The 26917-nt window shown below is 70.6% G+C and carries 36 protein-coding genes; 27 read left to right on the top strand and 9 right to left on the bottom strand.

Going from position 1 to position 26917, the window contains the following annotated elements; translation table 11 throughout:
* The first annotated feature begins 160 nt into the window (after positions 1-160).
* The 16 genes from rplP to map all read left to right on the top strand — a co-directional run bounded on the left by rplP (position 161) and on the right by map (position 8304).
* The gene (gene rplP / locus NH339_RS03525) at positions 161-583 is read left to right on the top strand and encodes a 50S ribosomal protein L16 (protein ID WP_067859795.1); all 423 of its coding nucleotides are present in this window, start codon (positions 161-163) and stop codon (positions 581-583) included.
* 2 nt (positions 584-585) lie between these two features.
* Positions 586-810, top strand: coding sequence for a 50S ribosomal protein L29 (gene rpmC, locus NH339_RS03530; RefSeq protein ID WP_067859792.1), 225 nt, complete (start codon positions 586-588; stop codon positions 808-810).
* Complete coding sequence (gene rpsQ / locus NH339_RS03535) at positions 807-1103, top strand: 30S ribosomal protein S17 (RefSeq protein WP_253022574.1); 297 nt, start codon at positions 807-809, stop codon at positions 1101-1103. Before rpmC ends, rpsQ begins: the two co-directional genes overlap by 4 nt.
* Positions 1104-1110: 7 nt before the next feature.
* Positions 1111-1479, top strand: a complete 369-nt coding sequence (rplN, locus tag NH339_RS03540; RefSeq protein WP_056209423.1) for a 50S ribosomal protein L14 — start codon at positions 1111-1113, stop codon at positions 1477-1479.
* Position 1480: 1 nt separating this feature from the next.
* Complete coding sequence (gene rplX / locus NH339_RS03545; protein ID WP_253022576.1) at positions 1481-1852, top strand: 50S ribosomal protein L24; 372 nt, start codon at positions 1481-1483, stop codon at positions 1850-1852.
* Between the two features lie 2 nt (positions 1853-1854).
* A complete protein-coding gene (rplE, locus tag NH339_RS03550; protein WP_067859780.1) occupies positions 1855-2415 on the top strand; it encodes a 50S ribosomal protein L5 in 561 nt (186 codons plus the stop codon).
* A gap of 1 nt (position 2416) precedes the next feature.
* Positions 2417-2602 (top strand): type Z 30S ribosomal protein S14, encoded by a 186-nt coding sequence (locus NH339_RS03555; protein ID WP_067859778.1) that lies wholly within the window; start codon positions 2417-2419, stop codon positions 2600-2602.
* A 126-nt stretch (positions 2603-2728) separates the two neighbouring features.
* A complete protein-coding gene (gene rpsH, locus NH339_RS03560) occupies positions 2729-3136 on the top strand; it encodes a 30S ribosomal protein S8 (RefSeq protein ID WP_253022578.1) in 408 nt (135 codons plus the stop codon).
* Between the two features lie 15 nt (positions 3137-3151).
* Complete coding sequence (gene rplF / locus NH339_RS03565; protein WP_067859773.1) at positions 3152-3694, top strand: 50S ribosomal protein L6; 543 nt, start codon at positions 3152-3154, stop codon at positions 3692-3694.
* Positions 3694-4077 (top strand): 50S ribosomal protein L18, encoded by a 384-nt coding sequence (rplR, locus tag NH339_RS03570; protein WP_253022580.1) that lies wholly within the window; start codon positions 3694-3696, stop codon positions 4075-4077. The genes rplF and rplR overlap by 1 nt, the downstream gene beginning before the upstream one ends.
* A gap of 40 nt (positions 4078-4117) precedes the next feature.
* A complete protein-coding gene (gene rpsE / locus NH339_RS03575) occupies positions 4118-4741 on the top strand; it encodes a 30S ribosomal protein S5 (RefSeq protein WP_253022582.1) in 624 nt (207 codons plus the stop codon).
* On the top strand, positions 4741-4923 hold the full coding sequence (gene rpmD, locus NH339_RS03580; protein WP_067859767.1) for a 50S ribosomal protein L30: 183 nt from the start codon (positions 4741-4743) through the stop codon (positions 4921-4923). The genes rpsE and rpmD overlap by 1 nt, the downstream gene beginning before the upstream one ends.
* A 1-nt stretch (position 4924) precedes the next feature.
* Entirely contained in the window at positions 4925-5365 is a 441-nt protein-coding gene (gene rplO / locus NH339_RS03585; protein WP_253022584.1) for a 50S ribosomal protein L15, read from the top strand.
* A 212-nt stretch (positions 5366-5577) separates the two neighbouring features.
* Positions 5578-6882 carry a preprotein translocase subunit SecY gene (gene secY, locus NH339_RS03590; protein WP_067859763.1) on the top strand — a complete coding sequence of 435 codons (1305 nt, stop codon included), beginning with the start codon at positions 5578-5580 and terminating at the stop codon, positions 6880-6882.
* Positions 6879-7445 (top strand): adenylate kinase, encoded by a 567-nt coding sequence (locus NH339_RS03595; RefSeq protein ID WP_308207025.1) that lies wholly within the window; start codon positions 6879-6881, stop codon positions 7443-7445. Before secY ends, NH339_RS03595 begins: the two co-directional genes overlap by 4 nt.
* Before the next feature lie 19 nt (positions 7446-7464).
* On the top strand, positions 7465-8304 hold the full coding sequence (gene map, locus NH339_RS03600) for a type I methionyl aminopeptidase (RefSeq protein ID WP_308207026.1): 840 nt from the start codon (positions 7465-7467) through the stop codon (positions 8302-8304).
* A gap of 10 nt (positions 8305-8314) precedes the next feature.
* On the opposite strand, the gene NH339_RS03605 is transcribed toward map, so the two are convergent.
* On the bottom strand, positions 8315-10219 hold the full coding sequence (locus NH339_RS03605; protein ID WP_253022596.1) for a CHAP domain-containing protein: 1905 nt from the start codon (positions 10217-10219) through the stop codon (positions 8315-8317).
* 191 nt (positions 10220-10410) lie between these two features.
* Between NH339_RS03605 and NH339_RS03610 the strand changes: the two genes are divergently transcribed.
* On the top strand, positions 10411-11058 hold the full coding sequence (locus tag NH339_RS03610) for a heme oxygenase (biliverdin-producing) (RefSeq protein WP_253022598.1): 648 nt from the start codon (positions 10411-10413) through the stop codon (positions 11056-11058).
* 36 nt (positions 11059-11094) lie between these two features.
* On the opposite strand, the gene ddaH is transcribed toward NH339_RS03610, so the two are convergent.
* A complete protein-coding gene (gene ddaH / locus NH339_RS03615; RefSeq protein WP_253022600.1) occupies positions 11095-11982 on the bottom strand; it encodes a dimethylargininase in 888 nt (295 codons plus the stop codon).
* 152 nt (positions 11983-12134) lie between these two features.
* On the opposite strand from ddaH, the gene NH339_RS03620 reads away from it, so the two are divergent.
* Positions 12135-12575: an Lrp/AsnC family transcriptional regulator gene (locus NH339_RS03620; protein WP_253022602.1), complete on the top strand. Its 441-nt coding sequence runs from the start codon at positions 12135-12137 to the stop codon at positions 12573-12575.
* 7 nt (positions 12576-12582) lie between these two features.
* Here the strand turns inward: NH339_RS03620 and NH339_RS03625 are convergent, their stop codons facing one another.
* Positions 12583-13314 carry a VOC family protein gene (locus tag NH339_RS03625; RefSeq protein ID WP_253022604.1) on the bottom strand — a complete coding sequence of 244 codons (732 nt, stop codon included), beginning with the start codon at positions 13312-13314 and terminating at the stop codon, positions 12583-12585.
* Between the two features lie 219 nt (positions 13315-13533).
* Here NH339_RS03625 and infA point away from each other — a divergent pair, with 219 nt between their 5' ends.
* The 8 genes from infA (at position 13534) to NH339_RS03665 (ending at position 19571) form a co-directional block, all read left to right on the top strand.
* Positions 13534-13755 (top strand): translation initiation factor IF-1, encoded by a 222-nt coding sequence (gene infA, locus NH339_RS03630; protein ID WP_007078610.1) that lies wholly within the window; start codon positions 13534-13536, stop codon positions 13753-13755.
* An 82-nt stretch (positions 13756-13837) separates the two neighbouring features.
* On the top strand, positions 13838-13951 hold the full coding sequence (gene rpmJ / locus NH339_RS03635) for a 50S ribosomal protein L36 (protein ID WP_008361054.1): 114 nt from the start codon (positions 13838-13840) through the stop codon (positions 13949-13951).
* A 181-nt stretch (positions 13952-14132) separates the two neighbouring features.
* The gene (gene rpsM, locus NH339_RS03640; protein WP_067859750.1) at positions 14133-14501 is read left to right on the top strand and encodes a 30S ribosomal protein S13; all 369 of its coding nucleotides are present in this window, start codon (positions 14133-14135) and stop codon (positions 14499-14501) included.
* Between the two features lie 5 nt (positions 14502-14506).
* Complete coding sequence (gene rpsK / locus NH339_RS03645) at positions 14507-14905, top strand: 30S ribosomal protein S11 (protein WP_067859747.1); 399 nt, start codon at positions 14507-14509, stop codon at positions 14903-14905.
* A 29-nt stretch (positions 14906-14934) separates the two neighbouring features.
* Positions 14935-15543 (top strand): 30S ribosomal protein S4, encoded by a 609-nt coding sequence (gene rpsD, locus NH339_RS03650; RefSeq protein WP_253022618.1) that lies wholly within the window; start codon positions 14935-14937, stop codon positions 15541-15543.
* Positions 15544-15601: 58 nt separating this feature from the next.
* Positions 15602-16612, top strand: a complete 1011-nt coding sequence (locus tag NH339_RS03655; RefSeq protein WP_253022620.1) for a DNA-directed RNA polymerase subunit alpha — start codon at positions 15602-15604, stop codon at positions 16610-16612.
* Between the two features lie 43 nt (positions 16613-16655).
* The gene (gene rplQ, locus NH339_RS03660) at positions 16656-17249 is read left to right on the top strand and encodes a 50S ribosomal protein L17 (RefSeq protein WP_253022622.1); all 594 of its coding nucleotides are present in this window, start codon (positions 16656-16658) and stop codon (positions 17247-17249) included.
* Between the two features lie 171 nt (positions 17250-17420).
* Positions 17421-19571, top strand: a complete 2151-nt coding sequence (locus NH339_RS03665; protein WP_253022624.1) for a S8 family serine peptidase — start codon at positions 17421-17423, stop codon at positions 19569-19571.
* 9 nt (positions 19572-19580) lie between these two features.
* Here NH339_RS03665 and NH339_RS03670 read toward each other — a convergent pair whose 3' ends face one another.
* From NH339_RS03670 to truA, 3 genes are read right to left on the bottom strand one after another with little or no spacing between them, the layout of a single operon-like run.
* Positions 19581-20180 carry a class I SAM-dependent methyltransferase gene (locus NH339_RS03670; protein ID WP_253022626.1) on the bottom strand — a complete coding sequence of 200 codons (600 nt, stop codon included), beginning with the start codon at positions 20178-20180 and terminating at the stop codon, positions 19581-19583.
* 34 nt (positions 20181-20214) lie between these two features.
* Positions 20215-21036 (bottom strand): endo alpha-1,4 polygalactosaminidase, encoded by an 822-nt coding sequence (locus tag NH339_RS03675; protein WP_253022628.1) that lies wholly within the window; start codon positions 21034-21036, stop codon positions 20215-20217.
* Between the two features lie 9 nt (positions 21037-21045).
* Positions 21046-21867, bottom strand: a complete 822-nt coding sequence (gene truA, locus NH339_RS03680; RefSeq protein WP_253022630.1) for a tRNA pseudouridine(38-40) synthase TruA — start codon at positions 21865-21867, stop codon at positions 21046-21048.
* A 29-nt stretch (positions 21868-21896) separates the two neighbouring features.
* On the opposite strand from truA, the gene NH339_RS03685 reads away from it, so the two are divergent.
* The gene (locus NH339_RS03685; RefSeq protein ID WP_253022633.1) at positions 21897-23180 is read left to right on the top strand and encodes a metallophosphoesterase family protein; all 1284 of its coding nucleotides are present in this window, start codon (positions 21897-21899) and stop codon (positions 23178-23180) included.
* 7 nt (positions 23181-23187) lie between these two features.
* On the opposite strand, the gene NH339_RS03690 is transcribed toward NH339_RS03685, so the two are convergent.
* From NH339_RS03690 to NH339_RS03700, 3 genes are all read right to left on the bottom strand, one after another.
* Positions 23188-24765: a pilus assembly protein TadG-related protein gene (locus tag NH339_RS03690; RefSeq protein WP_253022635.1), complete on the bottom strand. Its 1578-nt coding sequence runs from the start codon at positions 24763-24765 to the stop codon at positions 23188-23190.
* Positions 24762-25259 (bottom strand): TadE/TadG family type IV pilus assembly protein, encoded by a 498-nt coding sequence (locus tag NH339_RS03695; protein WP_067859715.1) that lies wholly within the window; start codon positions 25257-25259, stop codon positions 24762-24764. Before NH339_RS03695 ends, NH339_RS03690 begins: the two co-directional genes overlap by 4 nt.
* A 171-nt stretch (positions 25260-25430) precedes the next feature.
* Complete coding sequence (locus NH339_RS03700; protein ID WP_253022637.1) at positions 25431-26723, bottom strand: citrate synthase; 1293 nt, start codon at positions 26721-26723, stop codon at positions 25431-25433.
* Positions 26724-26917 lie beyond the last annotated feature (194 nt).

The raw sequence follows: 26917 nt of genomic DNA on the forward strand, positions 1-26917 counted from the left end.
GCGCCGCCGCCCCCGGCAGCCGTCGCCCCCAGCGCGGGCGCCGTCCCGCTCGTGACGACCAGGCCGGCCAGGGTGCTCCCCAGGCCGAGCAGGCCGCTCCCGCCGCCGAGGCTCCCGCCACGGCCGGCGCCGGCGCTGCCACCGAAGGAGGGCAGTCCTGATGTTGATGCCTCGTAGGGTCAAGTACCGCAAGCAGCACCACCCCAAGCGCCGCGGCATGGCGAAGGGCGGCACGGAGCTGGCGTTCGGCGACTTCGGCATCCAGGCGGTCGAGGGTCACTACGTGACCAACCGTCAGATCGAGTCCGCTCGTATCGCCATGACGCGTCACATCAAGCGTGGCGGCAAGGTGTGGATCAACATCTACCCCGACCGCCCGCTGACCAAGAAGCCGGCCGAGACCCGCATGGGCTCCGGCAAGGGCTCGCCCGAGTGGTGGGTCGCGAACGTCAAGCCCGGACGCGTCATGTTCGAGCTCTCGGGTGTCTCCGAGGACGTCGCGCGCGAGGCGATGCGTCGCGCCATCCACAAGCTGCCCATGAAGGCGCGCTTCATCACCCGCGACACCGAGGGAGGGTTCTGAGCATGGCTGCGAAGACCACTGCCGCAGAGCTGCGCGGCCTCGATGCCGAGGCTCTGGAGACCAAGCTGCGCGAGGCCAAGGAAGAGCTGTTCAACCTGCGCTTCCAGAACGCCACGGGACAGCTCGACAACACGGCTCGTCTGAAGACGGTCCGCCGCGAGATCGCCCGCATCTACACGGTGCTGACCGAGCGCGAGCTGGGCATCATCGAGGCGGTCGAGGCATGAGCACCAGCGAGAAGGACACCGTGACCACGAACACCGACACCACCCGCAACTACCGCAAGGTGCGCGAGGGCCTCGTCACGAGCGACAAGATGGACAAGACCGTCGTCGTCATCGTCGAGGACCGCGTGAAGCACCCGCTGTACGGCAAGGTGCTGCGACGCAACGTGAAGCTCAAGGCGCACGACGAGGCCAACGCGGCCGGCATCGGCGACCGTGTGCTCATCCAGGAGACCCGCCCGCTGTCGGCCACCAAGCGCTGGCGCGTCGTGGAGATCCTCGAGAAGGCGAAGTGAGAGACAGATGATTCAGCAGGAGTCGCGACTCAAGGTCGCCGACAACACCGGTGCGAAGGAGATCCTCTGCATCCGCGTGCTCGGCGGCTCGGGTCGACGCTACGCCGGTATCGGCGACACCATCGTCGCCACCGTCAAGGACGCCATCCCCGGCGGCAACGTCAAGAAGGGCGACGTCGTCAAGGCCGTGGTCGTGCGCACCGTCAAGGAGCGCCGCCGTCCGGACGGCTCGTACATCAAGTTCGACGAGAACGCCGCCGTCATCCTCAAGGCCGACGGCGACCCGCGTGGAACGCGCATCTTCGGCCCCGTGGGCCGCGAGCTGCGCGACAAGAAGTTCATGCGGATCATCTCGCTCGCCCCGGAGGTGCTCTGACATGACCAGCAACAAGCGAACGCTGTCGATCCGCAAGGGTGACCAGGTCAAGGTCATCGCGGGTGCCGACAAGGGCGTCGAGGGCAAGGTCATCGAGGTGCTCGCCGAGCGTGAGCGCGTCATCGTCGAGGGCGTGAACCGCATCAAGCGCCACACCCGCGCCGGTGCCGACGGCACGCAGGGCGGCATCATCACGCGTGAGGCCCCCATCCACGTCTCCAACGTGATGCTCGTCGTCGACGTCGACGGCGACAAGACCACGACGCGCGTCTCGCACCGCCGCGACGACGTCACCAAGAACCGTCCCGACGGTTCCAGCTACGAGGCGCAGCGTTCCGTGCGCGTGTCCTCCAAGACCGGAAAGGAGATCTGAGCATGGCCGAGACGACCACCGCTCCGCGGCTGAAGGCCAAGTACCGCGAGGAGATCCTCCCGGCGCTGCGCGAGGAGTTCGACCACGCGAACGTCATGCAGGTGCCCGGACTGACGAAGATCGTCGTCAACATGGGTGTCGGCGAGGCTGCCCGCGACGGCAAGCTCATCGAGGGCGCCATCCGCGACCTCACGGCGATCACCGGCCAGAAGCCGCAGGTCACCAAGGCTCGCAAGTCCATCGCGCAGTTCAAGCTGCGCGAGGGCATGCCGATCGGTGCGCACGTCACGCTGCGCGGCGACCGCATGTGGGAGTTCCTCGACCGTCTGCTCACGCTGGCGCTGCCCCGTATCCGCGACTTCCGCGGTCTCAACGGCAAGCAGTTCGACGGCCGCGGCAACTACACGTTCGGTCTGACCGAGCAGGTCATGTTCCACGAGATCGACCAGGACAAGATCGACCGGTCGCGGGGCATGGACATCACCATCGTCACCACCGCCACCAACGACGACGAGGGTCGCGCGCTGCTGAAGCAGCTGGGCTTCCCCTTCAAGGAGAACTGACATGGCGAAGACCGGCCTCAAGATCAAGGCGGCCCGCAAGCCCAAGTTCGCGGTCCGTGGCTACACGCGCTGCCAGCGCTGCGGCCGTCCGAAGTCCGTGTACCGCAAGTTCGGCCTGTGCCGGATCTGCCTGCGCGAGATGGCCCACCGCGGCGAGCTGCCCGGAGTGACCAAGTCCTCCTGGTGACCTCGTCGGCCTCGAGCCGCTGACCACCACCCCTTCCACCACGACCGTCGCAGGTCCTCCCTCACCCGTCCGGAACCCCGGGCCCGGGGACGGGATGCGAAACCACGGCAGGAACGGAAACACCACATGACCATGACCGACCCGATCGCGGACCTGCTCACGCGGATCCGCAACGGCAACCAGGCGTACCACGACGACGTGTCGGCGCCCTACTCCAAGCTGAAGGAGGGCGTGCTCGCCCTGCTGAAGCAGGAGGGGTACATCACCGACCACAAGGTCGTCGAGCCCGCCGAGGGCGAGGTGGGCAAGTCCCTCCACGTGACCCTCAAGTACGGCCCCCAGCGCGAGCGCTCGATCGCCGGCATCCGCCGCATCAGCAAGCCGGGCCTGCGGGTGTACGCCAAGTCCACGAACCTCCCGAAGGTGCTCGGTGGACTGGGCGTCGCCATCATCTCGACCAGCCAGGGCCTGCTGACTGATCGTCAGGCCACGACCAAGGGTGTAGGCGGAGAAGTCCTCGCCTACGTCTGGTGAGGGAGGAGCACACACATGTCGCGCATCGGCAAGCTTCCCGTCGCCGTCCCGAACGGCGTCGAGGTCACCATCGAAGGTCAGGACGTCCGCGTCAAGGGCCCCAAGGGCGAGCTCTCGCACCGCGTCGCCGAGCCCATCACGGTCAACCGTGGTGAGGACGGCAGCCTCGAGGTCCAGCGTCCCGACGACGAGCGTCGCAGCAAGGCCCTCCACGGCCTGAGCCGCACGCTCATCAGCAACATGGTCGTCGGCGTCACCGACGGCTACGAGAAGAAGCTCGAGATCGTGGGCGTCGGCTACCGCGTCCTGTCCAAGGGCCCGACGGAGCTCGAGTTCGCGCTCGGCTTCAGCCACCCCGTGATCGTCAAGGCCCCCGAGGGCATCACGTTCAACGTGGAGGCCCCCACCAAGTTCTCGGTCATCGGCATCGACAAGCAGTCGGTCGGCGAGGTCGCCGCGAACATCCGCAAGATCCGCAAGCCCGAGCCCTACAAGGGCAAGGGTGTCCGTTACGCCGGCGAGCGCGTGCTGCGCAAGGCTGGAAAGGCTGGTAAGTGATGGCCGTCTCCATCAAGCAGTCCAAGGGTCGCTCCGCCCGCGCCACGTCGCGCGCGCGTCGCCAGATCCGTGGTCGCAAGAAGCTGCACGGCTCGCCCGAGCGTCCTCGTCTCGTCGTGACCCGCTCCAGCAAGCACATCGTGGCCCAGGTCGTGAACGACCTCGAGGGACACACGCTGGCCTCGGCCTCGACCCTCGAGGCCGACCTGCGCGCCTTCGACGGCGACAAGACCGCCAAGGCGAAGAAGGTCGGCGAGCTCGTCGCCGACCGGGCGAAGGCTGCCGGCATCGAGGCCGTCGTCTTCGACCGCGCGGGCAACCGTTACGCGGGTCGCGTGGCCGCCCTGGCCGACGGCGCGCGCGAGGGTGGGCTGGAGTTCTGATGTCCACCAAGACGAACAACTACGACATGGGGAGTGCCGCATGAGCGCCCAGCAGAGTGGTAACCGCCGCGGAGGCGGAGACCGTCGCGGTGGTCGAGGCGACCGCGGCGGCGACAAGTCCAACTACATCGAGAAGGTCGTCACGATCAACCGTGTCGCCAAGGTCGTGAAGGGTGGTCGTCGCTTCAGCTTCACCGCCCTCGTGATCGTCGGCGACGGTGACGGCCAGGTCGGTATCGGCTACGGCAAGGCCAAGGAGGTCCCCACGGCGATCTCCAAGGGTGTCGAGGAGGCGAAGAAGAACTTCTTCCGCGTCCCGCGCATCCAGGGCACCATCCCGCACCCGGTGCAGGGCGAGAAGGCGGCCGGTGTCGTCTTCCTGCGTCCCGCGTCGCCCGGTACCGGCGTCATCGCCGGTGGCCCGGTGCGTGCAGTGCTCGAGGCCGCCGGTGTCCACGACGTCCTGAGCAAGTCGCTCGGCTCGTCGAACTCCATCAACATCGTCCACGCGACGGTGGAGGCCCTCAAGGGCCTGGAGTCGCCCGAGGCGGTCGCGCAGCGTCGCGGCCTCGCGGTCGAGGACGTCGCCCCGTCGGCCCTGCTCAAGGCTCAGGCCGAGGGCATCAAGGAGGCGCAGAACGCGCCCGCCGAGGTGGGTGTCTGATGGCGCGCCTCGAGATCACCCAGGTTCGTTCGGCGATCGGTCGCCCGCAGAACCAGCACCACACGCTGCGGTCGCTGGGTCTGAAGCGCATCGGCGACGTCGTCGTCAAGGAGGACCGCCCCGAGATCCGCGGCATGGCGAACACCATCCCGCACCTCGTGGCCGTCAAGGAGGTTGACTGACATGGCGCTGAAGCTTCACCACCTGCGCCCCGCCCCCGGTGCCAAGACCGCGAAGACCCGCGTGGGTCGCGGTGAGGGCTCCAAGGGCAAGACCGCCGGTCGCGGCACCAAGGGCACCAAGGCCCGCTACCAGGTGTCCGCCGGCTTCGAGGGTGGACAGATCCCGCTCCACATGCGTCTGCCCAAGCTGAAGGGGTTCAAGAACCCGTTCCGTGAGGAGTACCAGGTCGTCAACGTCGAGCGGATCGGCACCCTCTTCCCCGAGGGTGGCGCCATCGACGTCGACGCGCTGGTCGCGAAGGGCGCGGTCCGCAAGGGCCAGCTGGTCAAGGTGCTCGGCGAGGGTGACCTCTCCGTGGCCGTCCAGGTGACCGCCCACAAGTTCTCCGGCTCGGCCCGCAGCAAGATCGAGGCCGCCGGTGGCAGCGTGACCGAGCTCTGAATGACGCTCTGACGAGACGACGGCGAGGTTCGTGGCCCTAGCGGCCACCGGACCTCGCCGTCGTTCGTCGTCCGGCCCTCGCAGGCCGAGGCCCGTCCCGGGCGCCCGCCCCACGTGCGGGGTGCAACGACCGGGCAACGGCCGATCTGCGAGAACTGACTGTTAGAGTCGCCGAGGTCCCGCCAGGGGCCCACGATCGAGGAGGACACCCGGTGCTCAGCGCCTTCGTCAACGCGTTCAAGACGCCTGACCTTCGACGCAAGCTGCTGTTCGTGCTCGCCGTGATCGTGCTGTTCCGGTTCGGCTCGACCCTGCCGGCCCCCGGCATCAACGTGAGCAACGTCCAGCGCTGCGTCGACCTCGCCTCGCAGGGCGAGAACAGCAGCCTCTTCGCGCTCATCAACGTCTTCTCCGGCGGTGCGCTCCTGCAGCTGACCGTGTTCGCGCTGGGCATCATGCCCTACATCACCGCGAGCATCATCCTGCAGCTGCTCGTCGTCGTCATCCCGCGGCTGGAGGCCCTCAAGAAGGAGGGCCAGTCCGGCCAGGCGAAGATCACGCAGTACACCCGCTACCTGACGCTCGGGCTCGCCGTCCTGCAGGCGACCGGCATCGTGGCGCTCGCGCGCAGCGGCCAGCTGTTCGGCGGCGTCGACTGCGGCCAGCTGCTCTACCGCCCCGACAGCATCCCCGCCTTCCTGCTGATCGTCCTCACCATGGTCGCCGGCACCGCCGTCATCATGTGGCTCGGCGAGCTCGTGACCGACCGCGGCGTCGGCAACGGCATGTCGATCCTGATCTTCACGCAGGTCGTCGCGACGTTCCCCGGCGCCATGTGGCTGATCAAGGAGCAGAAGGGCTGGGCGACGTTCTCCGTCGTGGTGCTCGTCGGTCTCGTCATCGTCGCGGCCGTCATCCTCATCGAGCAGGCGCAGCGCCGGATCCCGGTCCAGTACGCCAAGCGCATGGTCGGGCGCCGGATGTTCGGCGGCTCGTCGACCTACATCCCGCTCAAGGTCAACCAGGCCGGCATCATCCCGGTCATCTTCGCCTCGAGCCTGCTCTACCTGCCGGCGCTGTACGCGCAGTTCCGGCCCGACGGACCGGGCGCGGTGTTCATCACCGACCACTTCGTGCGTGGTGACCACCCGTACTACATGATCACGTACTTCGCGCTGATCGTGTTCTTCGCCTACTTCTACGTGGCGATCACCTTCAACCCGGAGGAGGTCGCCGACAACATGCGCAAGTACGGCGGCTTCATCCCGGGCATCCGTGCCGGCCGTCCGACGCAGGACTACCTGGCGTACGTCCTGAGCCGCATCACGGCTCCGGGCGCCGTGTACCTGGGCTTCATCGCCCTCATCCCGATGGTGGCCGTGGCGCTGCTCGGCGCCAGCCAGAACTTCCCGTTCGGCGGCACCTCGATCCTCATCATCGTGGGCGTCGGCCTCGACACGGTGAAGCAGATCGAGAGCCAGCTCCAGCAGCGCAACTACGAAGGGTTCCTGCGGTGACTCGTCTCCTCATCATGGGTCCGCCCGGTGCCGGCAAGGGCACGCAGGCGGCGACGCTCGCGCAGCGGATCGAGGGCGCGCACGTCTCGACCGGCGACATCTTCCGGGCCAACGTCCAGCAGCAGACCGAGCTCGGCCGGACCGCGCAGCGCTACATGGACGCGGGCGAGTACGTGCCCGACGAGGTCACGAACGCGATGGTGCAGGACCGCCTCGCCCAGGAGGACGCCCGCGAGTCCTTCATCCTCGACGGGTACCCGCGCACGCTCGAGCAGGTCTCGACGCTCGACCGGATCCTCGCCGACCTCGGCTCCGAGCTCGACCACGTGCTCGTGCTGACGGTCGACCACGAGGAGCTGATCGCCCGGCTGCTGAAGCGGGCCGAGACCAGCGGCCGCGCCGACGACACCGAGGACGTCATCCGGCACCGCCAGGAGGTCTACATCGCGGAGACGGCGCCGTTGCTGCCGGTGTACCGCGAGCGTGGCCTGCTGCGCGAGGTCGACGGCATGGGCACGGTCGACGAGGTCGAGGCGCGCATCGACGCCGCACTCGGCCTCTGACCGGAGGCCGGGGGAGACCGTGTTCGGTCGCGGCATCGAGATCAAGACACCCGAGCAGGTGGCGCTCATGCGCCGCGCCGGTCTCGTCGTCGCGCACGCCCTCGAGGCGGTCCGCGAGACCGTCGCGCCAGGGGTGACGACGGCCGAGCTCGACGCGGTCGCGCACGACACGATCCGCGCGCACGGGGCGACGTCGAACTTCCTGCACTACGGTGCCGAACCCGGTGTGCCCGGCTTCCCCGGCGTCATCTGCGCGTCGGTCAACGACGAGGTCGTGCACGGCATCCCCGGGTCCCGCGAGCTGCGCGAGGGCGACGTGGTCTCCATCGACTGCGGCGCGATCGTCGACGGATGGCACGGCGACGCGGCCGTGACGGTCACGGTCGGGGAGGTCGCCCCCGAGGTGCAGCAGCTCGTCGACGACACCGAGCGGGCGCTCTGGGCCGGTATCGCGGCCGGCGGCGTCGGCCGGCGGGTCGGCGACGTGAGCCAGGCGATCGAGCGCAGCGTGCGCTCGTCCGGTGACTACGGGATCGCCGACGGCTACACGGGACATGGCATCGGCACGGCCATGCACCAGGCGCCCGACGTGCCGAACGTGGGGCGAGCCGGCAAGGGCCCGCGCATCGTGCCCGGCCTCGTGCTGGCCGTCGAGCCGATGGTCACGCTCGGCTCGCCCGACACCCGCACCCTCGACGACCACTGGACGGTCGTGTCCGACGACGGGTCCTGGGCGGCCCACTGGGAGCACACGGTCACCTGGACGGCCGACGGCGCCTGGGTGCTGACGGCGGTCGACGGCGGGCGTGCGCGGCTCGCCGAGCTCGGCGTGCCGTACGCGGGCGACGACGCGTCGTAGCCGTCGAGGTTCAGCGACGTGGCGCGGCGGCGACCGGCGCGGTCGTGCGGGTCGAGGCGATCGTGCGGGCGACGTACCCGCTGCGGCTGCCCGTGACCGTCACGTGGATCCGCTTGCCACGGTCGGCGGCCACCGGTCGGTAGGCGCTGCCGGTCGCGCCGGCGATGAGCCGGCCGTCGGCGTACCAGCGGTAGCCGAAGGTCGCGACGGGCGACCATGCCGGCGTGCTCGCCCGCAGGACCGTGCCCACCTGGGCCGCCCCGGAGAGGACCGGCCGGTGCACCGTCCTGAACGCCACGGGTGCCGCCTGGACGGGGGGCGTGGTGCGGCTCGACGACAGGGTGCGGGTGACGTAGCCGTCGCGCGTGCCCGTGACGCCGACGCGGATGCGCTTGCCGCGGTCCGCCGACGTCAGGCGGTAGCTGGTGCCCGTGGCGCCGGGGATCGGCCGCCCGTCGGCGAACCACTGGTAGGTGAAGGTGGCGACCGGCGACCAGGCGTCGGTGCGGACCTGCAGCGTGGTGCCGACCTGGGCCGCGCCGGACAGCACCGGTCGCGCCGTCGTCGTGAACTGCCCGGGCGCGACGGCGTCCGTCGGCTGGGACGCGACCTGCGTCGTCGTGTAGGCCGTGCGCGAGCCGGTGACGACGACGTGCAGCCGGTGCCCTCGGTCGTCCGGAGTCACGGTGTAGCGCGCCGTGGTGGCGCCGGCGATGGGGGTGTCGTCGGAGAACCACTGGTAGGCGAGCGTGGCCGTCGGCGACCACGCGGCCGTGCTCGCGGTGAGGACCGACCCGACCGCGGACGTGCCCGCGACGACCGGCGCCGGCGCGAGGTCGAAGACGCCTGGGGCGACGGGGTCGGTCACGGTCGCGGACTCCAGCACCTGCGTGTTGTAGCCCGGGCGTGAGCCCGTGGCGACCACGCCGATGCGCTGGCCGAGCAGGTCGGCGTCGAGCGGAAGGGTGCTGCTCGTGGCCCCGGGGATGATCTCGTCGTCGGCGTACCACTGGTAGTCGAGCGTGGCCGCAGGCTTCCAGGTGGGTGCGGACGCGACGAGCTGGGCGCCCACGCGCTCGGTGCCCGTCAGCGTCGGGCGTGCGGTCGTGCCGAAGTCGCCTGCCGCGATCGGCTTGGACGTGCGCGCCGACGTGGAGGCCGTCGCCGGGTACCCGGCGCGCCGTCCGGTGACGACGACGTGGACCTTGCGGCCGCGCTCGGCCGCGGTCAACCGGTACGTCGACGCGGTGGCGCCGCGGATCGGCGTCCCGTCGGCGAACCACTGGTAGCTCAGGGTGGCCGTCGGCGACCAGGAGCCCGCACGCGCGGTCAGCAGGCTGCCGACCTTCTCGGCACCGGCGAACGTCGGTCGTGGGGCCGAGGTGAAGCGGGGGGTGACGTCCGGGTCGGCGAAGTGGATGAAGCCGTCCGGCCAGCCGGACCCAGACTTCGTGATCCGCCGGTGGTCGAAGTCGCGACCCCAGTTCGACTCCGAGACGATGATCTCGGTGGGGGAGGCGACCCGCTCGACGTACGCGACGTGGTTGCCGGTGCGGCCCCACCAGGCGACCGAGCCGACCGCGGGCGTGGTGTCGGTGATGGACGCCATCGTCGTGCCCCAGTCGCGGGCGTTGCCGACGCCGGAGGCCGGACGTCGGTTCGCCATGCCGTTGGTGGTGACGAGGCGGTACGCGACGTAGTTCGTGCAGTTCGTGCCGCCGTACATGTTCCAGTAGCTGGTGCGCTGGTTCTGCTCGTAGCCGTGGTGGTCGTACCCGGCGCGCAGGCAGTTCGCGTAGCCCGAGCACAGCAGGGTGGAGGCGGCCTGCGCGCTGGGCGCAGCGACCAGCGTCCCGGCCACCAGGACGGCGGCGAGGGAAGATAGCAGCGCTGAGAGCACCCGAGAACGCGACACGCCGAGCAGCGTACGGGATTTCGGGGGCGCGTGGGACCTGTGTGACGGAAGTGGTCGCTCTCGGACCCCGTCGAAGGGGCGGAGGTAGAGCGACCACGCCGTGGACCCCCGTGGACTCCTTAGGGTTGCCTAGCCTATGCTCTGAGCACGGGTCGGCCGACCCGGACGGTCGGGGCGGACGAGAGGCAGACATGACGATCATCGAGCCGGACACCTCCTCGTTGTCGCGCCTGCTGCGCGACGGCTCGCGACGTGAGCACGAGTCCGCGGAGGGATCGGCCTTCATGAGCGAGCTGCTCGCCGGCCGGGTGTCGCCCCGTGGGTACGCGGACTACCTGGCGCGGCTGCAGCGGGTGTACGCGGCGCTGGAGGCCGCAGGACGGGCGCTCGCCGGGCACCCGGCGGTCGACGCGGTCCTCGACCCCGCCCTGGAGCGGTCGTCGGCGATCCTCGACGACGTGGCGCACTGGGGGACCGGCGACGCCGCGACGCCGGCGACCGACGCCTACGTCGCGCGGATCGAGACCACCCGTGACCACCCTGCGCGGTTCGTGGCGCACCACTACACGCGGTACCTGGGCGACCTCTCGGGCGGGCGTGCGATCGGCCGGGTGCTGGCTCGGACCTTCGACCTCGACCACGACGGTCTCGCCTTCTACGCGTTCGTCGACGTGCCGAAGCCGAAGCCGTACAAGGACGCCTACCGCGAACGCCTCGACGCGCTCGACCTCACCACGCAGGAGCGGCTGGACGTCCTCGCCGAGGTGCGTCTCGTCTTCGGGCTCAACGAGGCCCTGTTCGCCGAGCTGTCCGCCGACCTCGACGCCTACCGCCCCTGACGGCGCCGCCGACAGGAGGTGGCGCGTGTCCCGTGCTCAGGAGTGGTGCTCCTGGGTGCAGCACTTGACGCTGCCGCCGGCCTTGAGCAGCTCGCTCACGTCGACGGGGACCGGGACGTAGCCCCGCTCCTCGAGCTGACGGGTCAGGGTGCGCGCCTGCACGGGCACGACGACGTGGCGTCCGTCGCTCACGGCGTTGAGCCCGAGCACGAGGGCGTCCTCCTCCGTGCACTCCACCGCGTCCGGGAACAGCTCGCGCAGCGTGCGACGGCTGTGCTCGGAGAACGCCGACGGCAGGTAGGCGATGTCGGCCGGGGCGTCGCCGTTGCCGTCGTCGAGCACGGCCAGGGCAGTGTCGAGGTGGTAGAAGCGCGGGTCGACGAGCTGCAGGCTGACGACCGGACGGTCGAGCACGCGAGCCGCCTCGACGTGCGCGTGCAGGCTCGTCCGGAAGCCCGTTCCTGCCAGGATCATGGAGCCGAGCACGAGGAAGTCGCCCTCGCCCTCGTTGGTCTGCGTGGGGTCGGTGACGGCGACGCCCTGCCCCCGGAGCCAGGCGGCGTGCTCGACGGCCTCGGCGGCGCGCTCGGGGTGGCGGAACCGAGCGCCGTAGGCGCGGCCGCCGACGACGGTCGCGCCGTTGGCGGCGAACACCATGTCGGGCAGGCCGGGCACCCCGTCGAGCACGTGCACCCGGTGGCCCAGCGCGCTGTACGTCTGGCGCAGCACCTCCCACTGGACGAGGGCGCGCTGGCGGTCGACGGCCACCCCGGGTCGCATCCACGCGTTGATCGCGTAGGTGACGTCGAAGTGGGTCGGCGCGCACATGAGGTACGTACGGGTCCGGGCGGACCGGGTCACCTGCCGTGCGGGCGAGGGACTCACCGGGACGTGGGTGGCGGGACGGGTCTCGAGCACGGTCACGGCGACCTCCTGGTCAGTGGCGTCACCCCTGCGACGCAACGAATCCATCGTAGTTCGCCCTCCGTGCGGACCGAGAGTTCGAAACTGCACGTCCTCGCGCAGGATCCTGGCGTTCTGGCGCCATGGGCGGCGATTCGTTGCACGATGGGTGCATGGACGACCTCGACCGCCGCATCATCGACCACCTCGTGCGCGACGGCCGGGCCGGCTACGCCCGGATCGCCGCCGACGTCGGCCTCTCGGCCCCGGCGGTCAAGCGCCGGGTCGACCGGCTCGTCGCCGACGGCGTGGTGAAGGGGTTCACCGCAGTGGTCGACCCCGACCTCATGGGATGGGCGGTCGAGGCGTACGTGGAGGTCCACTGTCGAGGCACGATCACGCCCGAGGCCCTCGGGTCCGCCTTCGCGAAGGTCCCCGAGATCCACGCGGCGGCGACCGTGTCGGGCCAGGCGGACGCGATCCTGCGGATCGTCGCACGCGACGTGCGCGACCTGGAGCGAGCGCTCGAGCGGGTGCGCACCGAGGTCGACAACGTCGACCACACCGACACCGCGATCGTGCTCTCGCGCCTGATCGACCGCTACACCGGCTGAGCGCCGTTCACGTCGGCGGGCGGACGCCGAGCACGCAGACGGCGTTCCCCGACGGGTCGGCGCAGACCGTCCACGGCAGCCCTGCTGCGGGCTGCTCCACGACGGAGCCGCCGAGGTCGCGCACCAGGTCGAGCGGCGCGGTCGGCGACGCAGCGACGTCGGCGGGGTCCGGTCGGACGTCGAGGTGCAGCACCGACGGCGTGCGCCGAGGCTCGGGCTCCGGGCAGAGCTCGAGGAGCGGCCCGGCTCCCGCCGGGTGCTGCAGCGCGTGCGGGTCGTCGGTCGTCGGGACCCAGCCGGTGATCGCGGCCCAGAAGACCGCGTCGCGGTCGGGGTCGGCGCTGTCGAGCGGGAGCGCGGCCACGGGGCCCGTGCCCGTCGCGTAGGCGGCGCGGTCCTCCATGACGCAGAACGCGTTGCCGGCAGGATCGGCGAGCACCACCCACGGGACGTCGCCCTGTCCGATGTCGGCACGGCGCGCGCCGAGCGAGAGCAGCCGCCGCACCACGGCGTCCTGGGCCCGACCGCCGCGCAGGTCGAGGTGCAGGCGCTGAAAGCCTCGAGGCGGGTCGCTGGGCGGGCCGAAGCAGACGTCGAGGAACACGTCGGCTCCGAGCAGCACGCGCGCCTCGAGCTGGTCGTCGGACTCCACGAGCACCTCGGCGTCCAGCGCGGCCGCCCAGAACCGCCCCAGGGCGTGTGGGTCGCGGCACGCCCAGACGACGTTCTCCAGCCTCATCGGCCCATCCTGGCGCGTGTCGGCGGTGCGGAGCCAGAGCCCGCCGACCCTCGATTTGAAACGAGTGCCCCGACCGACGTAGACTTCCCTGTCGGCCTATGTCGGGCGCATCGACCCCTGCCCTCGTGGTTCACCCCTCGTCGGAAGCGGCTCCTCGGAGTCGCGGGTCCTCGCGCGTGCCCGGGCCGTCCCTGACGATCAACCGAGAAGCTGAGGTCCATGGCGAAAAAAGAAGGCGTCATCGAGATGGAGGGTGCTGTCGTCGAGGCACTCCCGAACGCGATGTTCCGGGTCGAGCTGGCCAACGGCCACAAGGTCCTGGCGCACATCAGCGGCAAGATGCGCCAGCACTACATCCGCATCCTCCCCGAGGACCGGGTCGTGGTGGAGCTGTCGCCGTACGACCTCAGCCGTGGACGGATCGTCTACCGCTACAAGTGATCGACACGTCGGGAACGACACCGTCGAGCACGCCACAACTGCACACCGAACACGTTCAGACTGAAGAAGAGAGAGCTTCTCGATGAAGGTCAACCCGAGCGTGAAGAAGATCTGTGACAAGTGCAAGGTGATCCGTCGCCACGGCCGCGTCATGGTGATCTGCGAGAACCCCCGGCACAAGCAGCGCCAGGGCTGATCGCACCCTCTTCACCGCGACCACACTGAACATCTGACGGCTCCCGTCGCCCACCAGGGCGGCGGGTCACCCCCGGCGCAGAGGCCGGGGCCCGGCTCAGGACCCCCAAGGAACGGGTCCTGGAGGCAGCCGGGGCGCCTCAGGTGACGACACCTCTGCCGTACCGGAAGGAACTGCCACCATGGCACGCCTCGTCGGAGTCGATCTCCCGCGCGACAAGCGCATCGAGATCGCACTCACCTACATCTTCGGCGTCGGGCGCACCCGCGCCACCGACACCCTCGCCGCCACCGGCATCAGCCCCGACCTGCGGGTCCACGAGCTGACCGACGACCACCTCGTCGCGCTGCGTGACCACATCGAGGCCAACTACCAGGTCGAGGGCGACCTGCGCCGTGAGGTCACGGCCGACATCCGTCGCAAGATGGAGATCGGTTCGTACCAGGGCCGTCGCCACCGTGCGCACCTGCCCGTCCGCGGCCAGCGCACGAAGACCAACGCGCGTACCCGCAAGGGTCCGAAGCGCACCGTCGCCGGAAAGAAGAAGTGATCTAGATGCCTCCGAAGAATACCGGCGCCAAGAAGGTGCGCCGCAAGGAGAAGAAGAACGTCGTTCAGGGCCAGGCCCACATCAAGAGCACGTTCAACAACACGCACGTGACGATCACGGACCCCTCGGGCGCCGTGATCGCGTGGGCCTCCGGCGGAACCGTCGGCTTCAAGGGCTCGCGCAAGTCCACGCCCTTCGCGGCGGGCATGGCGGCCGAGGCCGCCGGTCGCCAGGCGATGGAGCACGGGATGAAGAAGGTCGACGTCTTCGTGAAGGGCCCGGGCTCGGGTCGCGAGACGGCGATCCGGTCGCTGAGCGGCGTCGGCATCGAGGTCGGCACCATCTCCGACGTCACCCCCAGCCCGCACAACGGCTGCCGCCCGCCCAAGCACCGTCGTCTGTGACGGACGCGAAGAACTCAGGAGTCTGAATCATGGCCCGTTACACCGGACCTCTCACCAAGAAGTCGCGCCGCCTCGGCGTCGACCTCGTCGGTGGCGACGCCGCGTTCGAGCGTCGTCCGTACCCCCCGGGCATGCACGGTCGTGCCCGCATCAAGGAGTCGGAGTACCGCACCCAGCTGCAGGAGAAGCAGAAGGCGCGCTACACCTACGGCGTCCTCGAGAAGCAGTTCCGCAAGTACTACGAGACCGCTCACCGCAAGCCGGGCAAGACGGGTGACAACCTGCTCATCCTGCTCGAGAGCCGTCTCGACAACGTGGTCTACCGTGCCGGCCTCGCCCGCACGCGCCGCCACGCGCGTCAGCTCGTGACGCACGGTCACTTCGTCGTCAACGGCGTGAAGACGAACATCCCGTCCTTCCAGATCAGCAAGCACGACATCATCGATGTCAAGCAGAAGAGCCTGGAGACGACGCCGTTCATCGTCGCGCGCGAGACCCACGACCGGGACACCGTCCCCGGCTGGATCGACGTCGACGCCGACCGCGGCCGCATCCTGGTGCACCAGCGCCCGGTCCGCGAGCAGATCACCGTCCCCATCCAGGAGCAGCTGATCGTGGAGTACTACTCCAAGATCTGATCGTCCTGTTCCACCGAGCCGGCCCTTCAAATAGCGGGAGGGCCGGAAAGGAAGTTCCATGCTCATCGCACAGCGCCCCGTCCTGACCGAAGAGGTCGTCGCCGACAACCGTTCGCGGTTCGTCATCGAGCCCCTCGAGCCCGGCTTCGGGTACACCCTCGGCAACTCGCTGCGCCGCACGCTCCTCAGCTCCATCCCGGGCGCGTCGGTCACGTCGATCAAGATCGACGGCATCCAGCACGAGTTCTCGACCGTCCCAGGCGTGACCGAGGACGTCACCGAGATCATCCTCAACCTGAAGAACCTCGTCGTCTCCTCCGAGCACGACGAGCCGTTCGTCATGTACCTGCGCGCGCAGGGCCCCGGTGTCGCCACCGCGGCCGACATCGAGGCCCCCGCGGGCGTCGAGGTCTACAACAAGGACCTGCACATCGCCACGCTGAACGAGAAGGGCAGCCTGGAGATCGAGCTCGTCGTCGAGCGCGGCCGCGGCTACGTCTCGGCGGTGCAGAACAAGACCGGCGACGAGGAGATCGGGCGCATGCCGGTCGACTCGATCTACAGCCCGGTCCTCAAGGTCACGTACAAGGTCGAGGCCACCCGAGTCGAGCAGCGCACCGACTTCGACAAGCTGATCATCGACGTCGAGACGAAGTCCTCGATCCTGCCGCGCGACGCGATCGCGTCGGCCGGTTCGACCCTCGTCGAGCTCTTCGGCCTGGCCCGCGAGCTCAACGTCGAGGCCGAGGGCATCGACATCGGCCCGTCGCCGGTCGACGAGCAGCTCGCCGCCGACCTCGCCCTGCCGATCGAGGAGCTCAACTTCACGGTTCGCTCGTACAACTGCCTCAAGCGCGAGGGCATCCACTCCGTGGGTGAGCTCATCACGCGCTCGGAGCAGGACCTGCTCGACATCCGCAACTTCGGCTCGAAGTCGATCGACGAGGTCAAGGCCAAGCTGGCCGAGATGGGCCTGGCCCTCAAGGACAGCCCGGCCGGTTTCGACCCGTCGGCCGTCCTCGACTCCTACGACGACGACGCCAGCTTCGCCGAGGACGAGCAGTACTGAGCTGCTCGCTCATCGACCGTATTACTGACCTGGAGACAGACACATGCCCACGCCCACCAAGGGAGCCCGCCTCGGCGGCAGCCCGTCGCACCAGCGCCTGATCCTGGCGAACCTCGCGACGGCGCTGTTCGAGCACGGCCGCATCACCACCACCGAGGCCAAGGCCCGCCGTCTGCGGCCCTACGCCGAGCAGCTCATCACGAAGGCCAAGACCGACACGGTGGCGAACCGCCGCCAGGTCGTGAAGGTCGTGCGTGACAAGAGCGTCCTGCACACGCTGTTCACCGAGATCGGCCCCGCCATGGCGAGCCGTCCCGGTGGGTACACGCGCATCACGAAGATCGGTCCGCGCAAGGGCGACAACGCCCCCATGGCCGTCATCGAGATCGTCGAGGAGAAGTCCTTCACGGCGCAGGCGACCGCCCCGGCGACGAGCAGCGCGGCTCCGGTCGAGGAGCCGACGGCCGAGGAGACGCCCGCGGTGAACGCGGCCGACGACTCCGCCGAGGTCGAGACCGACGTCGTCGCGGGTGCGCCCGCCACGGAGGCCGAGACCGAGCCGGCCACCGAGGCCGACGTCGAGGCAGCGGCCGAGGCCGTCGAGGGTGCGACCGACGAGGACACCACCAAGGCCTGACCCCAGGTCCCGTCACGAGGGCCCCCACCGCACCAGCGGTGGGGGCCCTCGTGCGTGCGTCCCGGAACGGGACGAGATTCCCGATACTGGTCGGACCGGCGGCCGAGGGCCGATAGGGTCGGCCCGGGCGTGTCACTCGGGGGCGCTCGTCGTCTGCACCGAGGAGTCGTCGTGGTCAGGTCCGGAGTCGTCATGCTCACCACCGGAGCGGTGCTCGCAGCACTGTTCCCGGCCGCGGCGGTCGCCGCCCCGACCCCGACCGCGACCACCGACCCGGCACCCGTCGCCACTGCCGCGCTGGCCGAGGCGCAGGCACCGTCGGTCGAGCCCGAGGCCGTGGGCATCATCGTGCAGAGCACCGCGTCGCCGCAGAGGGTCGAGGCCGCGGTCGACGACGCGCTCCCGTCCGACGTCGCGGTGCGTGACACGGTCGACGGCGCCGGCGGCCTGTCGCTCGTGGAGCTCGACGGGACGCTCGAGGGCGACACGGCCAGCGAGGTCGCCGACGCGATCGAGCAGCGCAGCGACGTCACGTTCGCGACCCCGAACTACCGGGTCCGTGCCTTCTCCACGCCGCCCGTGTCGACCGACGACACGTTCTTCGGCGACCAGCACAACCTCTGGGACCGCTCCCGCTCGCGGGGCGGCTACAGCGTGCGCGCCCCGTCCTTCTGGCAGACCACGCGCGGCAGCAGCGACACCGTGGTGGCCGTGCTCGACACCGGCATCGTGGCGAACCACGCCGACCTCGCAGGCCAGCTGGTCCCGGGCTACGACCTGGTGACCGACGAGTACGTCTGCCCGTCGGGCTCTCAGGTGTGCAGCACCCGCGGGACCTTCACCAACGCCGACGACGGCGACGCCCTCGACCCCGACCCGTCCGACCCGGGTGACTGGATGGACGCGACGTGGGCGAAGAAGTGTGGCGCGCCGAAGGGGACGAGCTACGCCAGCTCGTGGCACGGCACCCACGTGGCCGGCATCGTCGCGGCCAAGGCGGACAACGGACGCGGCACCGCCGGCGTCGCCCCCGGCGTCCGGGTGCAGCCGGTGCGCGTCCTCGGCCACTGCGGAGGCGACACCTGGGGCATCATGCACGGCATCTACTGGGCCGCCGGCGCCGACCTCGGCACGGTGGAGGACAAGGAGTTCGCGGGCACGCCCGTGAACCCGACGCCGGCGAAGGTGCTGAACATGTCGCTCGGCAGCACGATGCGCACGGAGGCGCAGCGTCGCCAGGCCTGCAAGGCCTACGCGAAGCCGCTGGCGTTCGCGCGGTCCCGTGGAGCCACCGTGGTCGCGGCGGCGGGCAACGACAGCTTCACCAAGAACGTCAGCGCCAACCTCTCGGTCCCGGCGGCGTGCCCCGGGGTGATCTCGGTGGGCGCGACCAGCCGCACGGGGCACCGGTCGTACTACTCCCAGGCCGGCTCCACCGTCGACCTCTCGGCACCCGGTGGCGACACGATCATGGACGCCCGGAGCGACGAGAGCGACGGGCGGGGCCACGGCGGCATCTGGTCCAGCGTGATCACCGCCACGACCCGCCCGAACACCGGCTACGTCGCTCGTCAGTACGAGGGCACCAGCATGGCGGCTCCCCACGTCGCCGCGGCCGCGGCGCTGCTCTACTCCCAGGGCGCGACGTCGCCCGCCAAGGTCGAGGAGACGCTCGAGCGATCCGTCAGCCGTTTCCCGGCCCGCGACAAGCGGTACGCGTCGGTCGTGGTCAGCGACGGGCGGAAGAACTACCGGCTGTTCGACCTGAACTGCACGACGTCGCGCTGCGGCACCGGGATGCTGAACCTCGAGCGGTTCGCGCCCCGGACCGCTGGCACCGCCACCGTCGGGCGGACGGTCTCCTTCGAGGGCTGGCAGACCAGCCGCAGCGACGTCGCCTACGAGTGGTTCATGGGGGACCCCACGCAGGTCCTCGGCCGCGGCCGCACCTTCACCGTGCCCACCTCGGCACTGGGCCGTTCGCTGGCCGTCAAGGTCACGGTGCCCGGCCAGGGCGACACGATCGTCGGCACGCCCACCGTCGGCAAGTCGACCAGCACCACCTCCACGGCGCTCGGGACGTCGGTCTCGCGGACCAAGCGCGCGACGTTGAAGGTGCGGGTCTCCGGACCCGTGGGCGCGACGGGCACCGTGCAGGTCTACGACGGCCGCCGCCGCGTGACCACCGTGACCCTCGCGCGCGGCCGGGCGACGGTGCTGCTGCCGCGACTCTCGAAGGGCCGGCACACCATCAAGGCCGTCTACTCGGGGAGCTCGCTGCTCAAGGGCTCGTCCCGCGCCCGGACGATCACGTCGAAGTAGGTCGGGCCCTCAGCCCCGGCGCACGGTCAGCACGCGGAAGCCCTTGCTGCTGGCCGTGCGCTCGGTGGGCCAGCCCTGCCCGACGAGCCAACGCTGCAGGCTGTCTGCACCCAGGTTCTTGCCGACGACCAGCCGGGCTTGGCCGTCGTCGGCGAGCCGGTCGAGCCAGTGCAGGAGCAGCGCGTGCAGGGCGTCCTTGCCGATGCGGATCGGGGGGTTCGACCACATCGCGTCGAACGTCACGTCGTCGGGCACGTCGTCCGGTGCGGCGACGTGGACGCGCGCCCCGCCGTCCGCCGGCAGCGCGTCGGCGTTGAGCCGGGTCAGCTCGCGCGCCCGCTCGTTCACGTCGACGGCCCACACCCGCGCCGCGGGTGACGCGGCCGCGACGGCGCAGGCGATCGGGCCCCAGCCGGACCCGAGGTCGAGGACGGTGCCCGTGCGAGGGTCGGCGGACTCCAGCAGGACCCGCGTGGCGTGGTCGAGGTGCTCGCCGGAGAACACGCCCGTGCTCGTGGTGCAGGTGAGCCGGTGTCCCCAGGCCTCGACCGCGACGGTGCGGCGCTGGTCGGGTCCGTCGGGACGGTCGTCGAAGTAGTGGCCGCTCACACGCACCATCCTCCCAGCGGCTCGCGGGAGCGGCTCAGCAGTGTCGTGAGACGTGCCCGCGGGCACCGCGCGGCAGCACGTCGCGGTCACGCAGCTGGATGGGGTGCTCGCCGGCTCGCTCCTTGCAGGCGCGGGCGTAGGCCCGGCGGCCGTTGTCGGTGTACTCGACCTCCACGACGGCCGAGCCGTACACGTCGGTGTAGGCAGCGCACTCGCGGTAGACCTCGCACTCCTCGGCCACCGCGAAGTCGAAGCCGAGCGCCCTGCCGTCCAGCTCGGGGGTGTTCTTCTGTGCGATCGCGAGCCCGGCGTCGTGCGCGGCGCGCACGAGGGCACGGGCCGTCGCCTCCGTCTGGCGGCGCGTCATCAGGCCCCTCGACCGTGTCCAGGCATCGAGGTTGTCGGGCTCGACCGCGGCGTAGCCGTCGCGGGCACACGCGCGGAACCAGCGCGCCACCACGGCGACGACGGCGGCCCGACGTGCCGCGGTGCGCTGGTCCAGCAGCACCTCGTCCGGCCAGCCGGGATCGCGCACCAGACGTCCACCCTGCCGCAGCAGCAGCGTGGGGTGGTGCTTCTTCCACCAGCCGAGGTCGCCCGGCTGCGTCTGGAAGGCGTTGACGTAGCAGACCGAGTACCGGTCCGGGTCTGCCGGAGCCGTCCGGTCGCGGACGACGACGGTGACGTCGTCCGCCGGGCGGTAGGCGCCGCCCAGCTGGTAGTCGGCGACGGCGTCGGCCGGGAACGGCCGTACCTCGGGCGGGGCCTGGTCGGCGGCCGCGGAGCAGGCCGACGCGACGAGGACGGCCGCGACGAGCGGGAGGCAGAGCCGCAGGGCGCGCGCACGGGACGTCACCGCCCCAGGCTACGGCGTGCGGGTGCCGGGCCCCTCGTCACGACGTCGTCGCGCCTCGCCGACCCTGGTGGCGAGCCCGGCGTCGTCGGGGTACACGACCTCCTCCAGGACCAGGCCGTGTGCCGGCATCACCTTGACGCGGGGGTCGCGGGCACCGGCCAGCAGGACCTCCCGCGCCCACGACGCCGGGTGCCGTCCCTCGCCGACCGCGACCAGCGCGCCCATGAGCGCCCGCACCATGGAGTGGCAGAAGGCGTCGGCCCGCACCGTGGTGACGAGCAGCCCGTCGTCGGGGGAGCGGACCGTGCTGAGCTCGAGGAGTGTGCGGATGGTCGTCGCGCCCTCACGTCGCCGGCAGAAGGCCGCGAAGTCGTGCTCGCCCACGAGCAGGCCACCAGCCGCGGACATCGCCGCCGCGTCGAGCGCCCGCGGCCAGGCGACCACGGTGCTGCGGTACAGCGGGTCGACGCGGGCCGGGTCGTCCTGGATCCGGTACGCGTAGCGACGTTCCAGGGCGGCGAAGCGTGCGTCGAACCCCTCGGGTGCGAGGCGGACCCGGTGGACGACGACGTCGTCGGGCAGCAGTCGGCGCAGCCGCCGGGCCAGCACCTCGGGGTCGACGTCGACGTCGAGGTCGACGTGCGCCACCTGGCCGCGGGCGTGCACGCCGGCATCGGTGCGGCCGGCGCAGGTCAGGCCCGGCCGCTCCTCCAGGCGCAGCACGGTGGCGATGGCCTGTTCGACGGTCTCCTGCACGCTGCGCAGTCCCGGCTGCGTCGCCCAGCCCCGGAAGCCGGCCCCGTCGTAGGAGAGGTCGAGTCGCAGGCGCACCCCGACACGGTAGTCCCTACGCTGGTCCCGTGAAGCGCGGACTCGTGGCCTCCACCTGTGCAGCCCTCGTCCTCGCGGCGTGCTCCCCGAGCACCCCGCAGGAGACCGCTCCGCCGGAGAAGGGCACGGGGACGACGCCGACGTTCGTCGTCCTCAACCCGACCCCCGACCCCGCGACGTCGCAGACCGTCACCTGGCGGTCGCGGGAGGCGTTCGACGACCAACGGGTCGTCGCGCGTCCCGTCGGCGGCGGCCCGCAGGTCCGCGCCGACGCGACCCGCAAGGCGGCGACGAGCGTGCGCGACAGCGGCTCGGCGCTGCCCGCCTACACGGCCACCCTGCGCGGGCTGCAGCCCGGCACGCGCTACCGCTACCGCGTCGAGAACGCCGGCGGCACGGCCGGCCCGTACACGTTCCGCACGCCCCGCGACGACGACGCCCCGTGGACGTTCCTCGCCCTCGGCGACACCCAGGTCGACAACGCCGACGTCCCCGCACGGATCGTGCGCGAGGCCGTCGACGAGCACCCCGAGGCCAACCTCGTCCTGCACGCCGGCGACGTCGTCAACGAGCCGTGGCGGCACGGCGAGTGGGTCGACCTGATGAAGGCGCTCGCGCCCGTGCGGACCAGCCGCAACCTCGCGGTGTCGATCGGCAACCACGAGCGGTGCATCCTCGTGCGGGGGTGCCGTTCCGGTGGAGCCGAGGGCTTCCGCACCTACTTCACCGACCCCAGCAACGACGTCGACGGCCAGCAGCCGACCTGGTACAGCTTGGACCAGCAGGGCGTCCGGTTCGTCGTGCTCGACTCCTTCGGCACGGACCTCGAGGCCCAGGCCCGCTTCCTCGACGAGCGGCTCGCGGACAACCCGAACCGGTGGAGCGTCGTGCTCATGCACGCGGGGCCGTTCGCGTCGCGCGTGTACCGCACGAACACCGAGGTGTTCTCGACGATCCTGCCGGTGGTGGAGAAGCACGACGTCGACCTCTTCCTCAACGGCCACGACCACGTCTACACGAGCGGCTACCACGGGGACCCGGACGGCACGGTCTTCGCGGTCTCGGACTCCGGGCCGAAGTACTACCAGATCTCCGGGGAGGACTGGACCCGTCGAGGGGCCACGCGCACGCGCTGGGCGAAGCAGGTGAGCACCTACCAGGTCGTCGACGTCGGGCCCGACGCGCTGCACTACCGGGCGGTCGTCGCCGCCAACGGTGCCGCCGCGCAACCGCGGCTGCGACCGGGGACCGTCCTCGACGACGTGACGATCCGCAAGGACGCACGGGGGACGAAGACCGTCACCCGCCGCTGACCTGTCGTCAGCCGGCGAGCCGGGTCGCCGAGCAGGACGGCGTGCCCAGCATCCTGACCTCCATGATCCCGAGCTGGATGCCGAGCATCTTCAGCAGCGGCTGGACCAGCAGGTCGAGCGTGCCGGTGAGCTTGTTGATGGCGTCGAGCACGGAGTTCGTGGTGCTGTCGACGCTGCTCAGGACGATCCGTTCGCCGCCGCCGTAGATCTGCGTGAGATCAGGTGCGGGTGGGTAGGGGAACTGCTGGGTGGTGGTCTTCGCGCCGACCGTCCCGGTGATCCGCACGACGCCCGCGAGCGGGATCCCCAGCAGCGACAGCGGGGTGACCGTGGCGCTGCCCGTGCCGCCGGGCCCGCTGAGCGTCGCGAGCGAGGTGTCGCCGCGCACGGTCGTGGAGGCCTGCACACCGCTGGACGCGCACGTGACGCTGGTCAGCGTGGCGGTGCCCTGGCCGACCTGCACGCCCAGCGAGATGTTGCCGATGCCGGCGATCCCGAGGACGCTCACCCCGGTCTTGACGTCGAGGCGGACCTGGGCGGTGCGTGCCTGCGCCCCCACGCCGCCGCAGGCGATGACCGGCGGTTCGATGATCGTCAGCTGCGTGTTCGCGGTGACGAGGTCCAGCGGCACGCCGAGGTCGGTGCCGATCGCGACCGCGTTCTTGCCGTTCGCGACCGCGGCGGAGACGGCGGCGGTGCCGATGAGGTCGAGGGCGTTCAGCTGGGCGTCCAGACCGGACTCCCCACCCGTGCCGACCGACAGGAAGCGTCCGAGGTTCACGTTCAGCGCGCCGACCTGCCCGCCGATGGTGTTCAGCAGGGTCGCCTGGGCCGTGTTGCCCTGGCGCTGCAGGACCGTCGCGGTCGCCACCATCAGCTGGCGCAGCGTCACCGTCGCGGTCGCGAGCTGCTGCGTCGTGCCGACACCCAGCTCGGCGGCCACGTCGCCCAGTCGGACGGAGAGCGTCTTGAGGTCGACGATGCCGGAGTAGCCCACGAGCCCCAGGTTCACCCGGAGGATCCGGTCGAGCAGCGGGCTCAGGGCGCTCTGCGAGGAGTTGAGCACGAGCGACTTGGTGCCGGCGGAGAAGCAGACGGCGGGTTGGGCGCGGGCGCCGACGGCGCTGCGTGCCGCGCTGCCCGAGCTGCGACCGATGACCGGTGCGAAGGCGAAGTCGACCGTGGTGCTGGACTCGACCTTCACCGCGTCGCAGACGCCGTTGGCCGCACCCGCCACGAACGTCTTCGTCGCCGTGTCGAGGTGGCCCGGCGTCACCACGAGCGGCGACGTCCGGCCGATGCGACGGTTCTGGCGGGCGAGGCTCGCGTTCGCCGCGGTGGTGAGCGCCGTGGCGTCGCAGGTCGGGAGCTTGCGCGCGGCGTCGAGCGCGACGACGTCGGCGACCGACTGCATGTCGCGGACCGCCACCCGCTGGAGGCCGAGGTCGGCCGCGAACGCCGTGAAGCCCAGCAGGATCGTCATCGTGAGGATGGTCAGCGGCAGGATCGAGCCGCGCTCGTCGCGCCGACGCGAGGGCCGGCGGTCGTCGCCCCGCAGCGCGAGACGCGCCCACCGCCCGGTCACGAGTTGATCTCCGCCGTCGTCTCGTAGGAGACCTTGGACGGCAGCACCACCCCGAGCCCCGGGAACGACGGCAGCAGGGGGTGGTCGCGGTAGAGGTGGGAGATCGCGACCTTCGCGCACTTCGACGTCGAGCCGGTGCAGGTCATCGACGGCGTGATGACGCAGGTGCCGACCACCTCGCTGCCGCGGGTGAGCGTGCCTGCGGACGTGCACGTGACGCCGTAGGAGCCGAGCGACCGGTTGACGGCCGCGCGGGCGTCGGACAGCGACGTCGTCGAGCCGCTGGGTGCGACCGCGAGCACCCGCGCCCCCTCGGCCGCGGCCTGGCTGATCCCCTGCCGGTAGCTCAGCATCCAGCCGTAGCTGATGATGCCGAACAGCAGCGCCACGAAGATGGGCAGCACGAGCGCGAACTCGACGGCTGCCGCACCGTCCTCACGGCGGCGCTGGTGCGTGGTGCGTCCCTGGACGCGTCGGTGTCGTCGTCCGACCATCACGATGCTCCCTCAGTCGTGACCGTCGGTTCTGCCGTGTGCAGAGCCGGCGTGAAAGCTCCCTCCCCTCCGGCGCTCCCACACCGGAAAGGTCTTTCGTCCCGCAACATAGCGCGAAAACGGCCCCCTGTCCGTGGAACCAGGACAGAGGGCCGTCGAGCGGTGCGGGGGTCAGGCCCAGCGCTGCTCCGCCGGGACGAAGTCGAGCGTGCGCGCCCCGGTGTAGATCTGCTTCGGGCGGGCGATCTTCTGCTCCTTGTCGTCCACGAGCTCGATCCACTGCGCCAGCCAGCCGGCGGTGCGGGGGATGGCGAACAGCACCGTGAACATCTCCGGCGGGAACTGCAGGGCCTCGTAGATGAGGCCCGAGTAGAAGTCGACGTTCGGGTAGAGCTTGCGCTGCACGAAGTACTCGTCCTCCAGGGCGATCCGCTCCAGCTCCTGCGCGATCTCCAGCAGCGGGTTGACGCCCGTGACCTCGAAGACGTCGTCGACGGCCTTCTTGATGATCTTCGCGCGCGGGTCGTAGTTCTTGTAGACCCGGTGGCCGAAGCCCATCAGGCGCTCCTCGCCCTTCTTCACGCCCTCGATGAAGCTGGGGATGTTGTCCTTGCTGCCGATCCGCTTCAGCATGCGCAGGACGGCCTCGTTGGCGCCGCCGTGCAGCGGGCCGTACAGGGCCGCGATGCCCGCGCTCACTGCCGAGTACGGGTCGACGTCGCTGGAGCCGACCGAGCGGACCGCGTTCGTCGAGCAGTTCTGCTCGTGGTCGGCGTGGAGGATGAACAGCACCTCGAGCGCCTTCGACAGACGCGGGTCGGGGTCGTACTTCTGCTCGCTCATCTTGAACAGCATCGACAGGAAGTTCTCCGTGTAGGAGAGATCGTTGTCGGGGTAGACGTACGGCTTGCCCTGGGCGTGGCGGAACGCCCACGCGCCGAGCGTCGGCATCTTGGCGATGAGGCGCACGACCTGGTCGTGACGCACCTTCTCGTCGGTGATCGCCCGGGCCTCGGGGTAGAAGGTCGACAGCGCGCCGACGCTCGACAGCAGCATGCCCATGGGGTGCGCGTCGTAGCGGAAGCCCTGCATGAGGCTCTTGAGGTTCTCGTGCACGAAGGTGTGGAAGGTGATCTCGTGCACCCACGCGTCGTGCTGGTCCTTCGTCGGCAGCTCGCCGTGGATGAGCAGGTAGGCCACCTCGAGGAAGGTCGAGGACTCGGCCAGCTGCTCGATCGGGTACCCGCGGTACTCGAGGATGCCCTTGTCGCCGTCGATGTAGGTGATCGAGCTGCGCGTGGAGGCGGTGTTGGTGAAGCCGGGGTCGTACACGGCGATGCCGGGCTCGTCCTCGGTCCTGCCGATCTTGCCGAGGTCGGAGGCGCGGACGGTGCCGTCCGTGATCTCGAGCTCGTACTCCTCGCCCGTGCGGTTGTCGCGGACGGTCAGGGTCTGGTCGGTCACGATGGGTCTCCTGTGACGTGCTGTACGGGTCGTTGATGTGGTCCCGGACTCACTTCCAACCTAGTGCGGCCCCCCGCGGTGCGCGAGGCTGGGTCTCGGGGACCGGACCCACGGCGGGGCCCGACGTCGTGCTCCGCACCCCGTTTTGACCCGGCTGGGGCGGGCCGGTTACTCTTGGACGTCGTTGTGCCCTG

The organism is Aeromicrobium sp. CnD17-E (assembly GCF_024124745.1).
Classification (GTDB): Bacteria; Actinomycetota; Actinomycetes; order Propionibacteriales; family Nocardioidaceae; genus Aeromicrobium.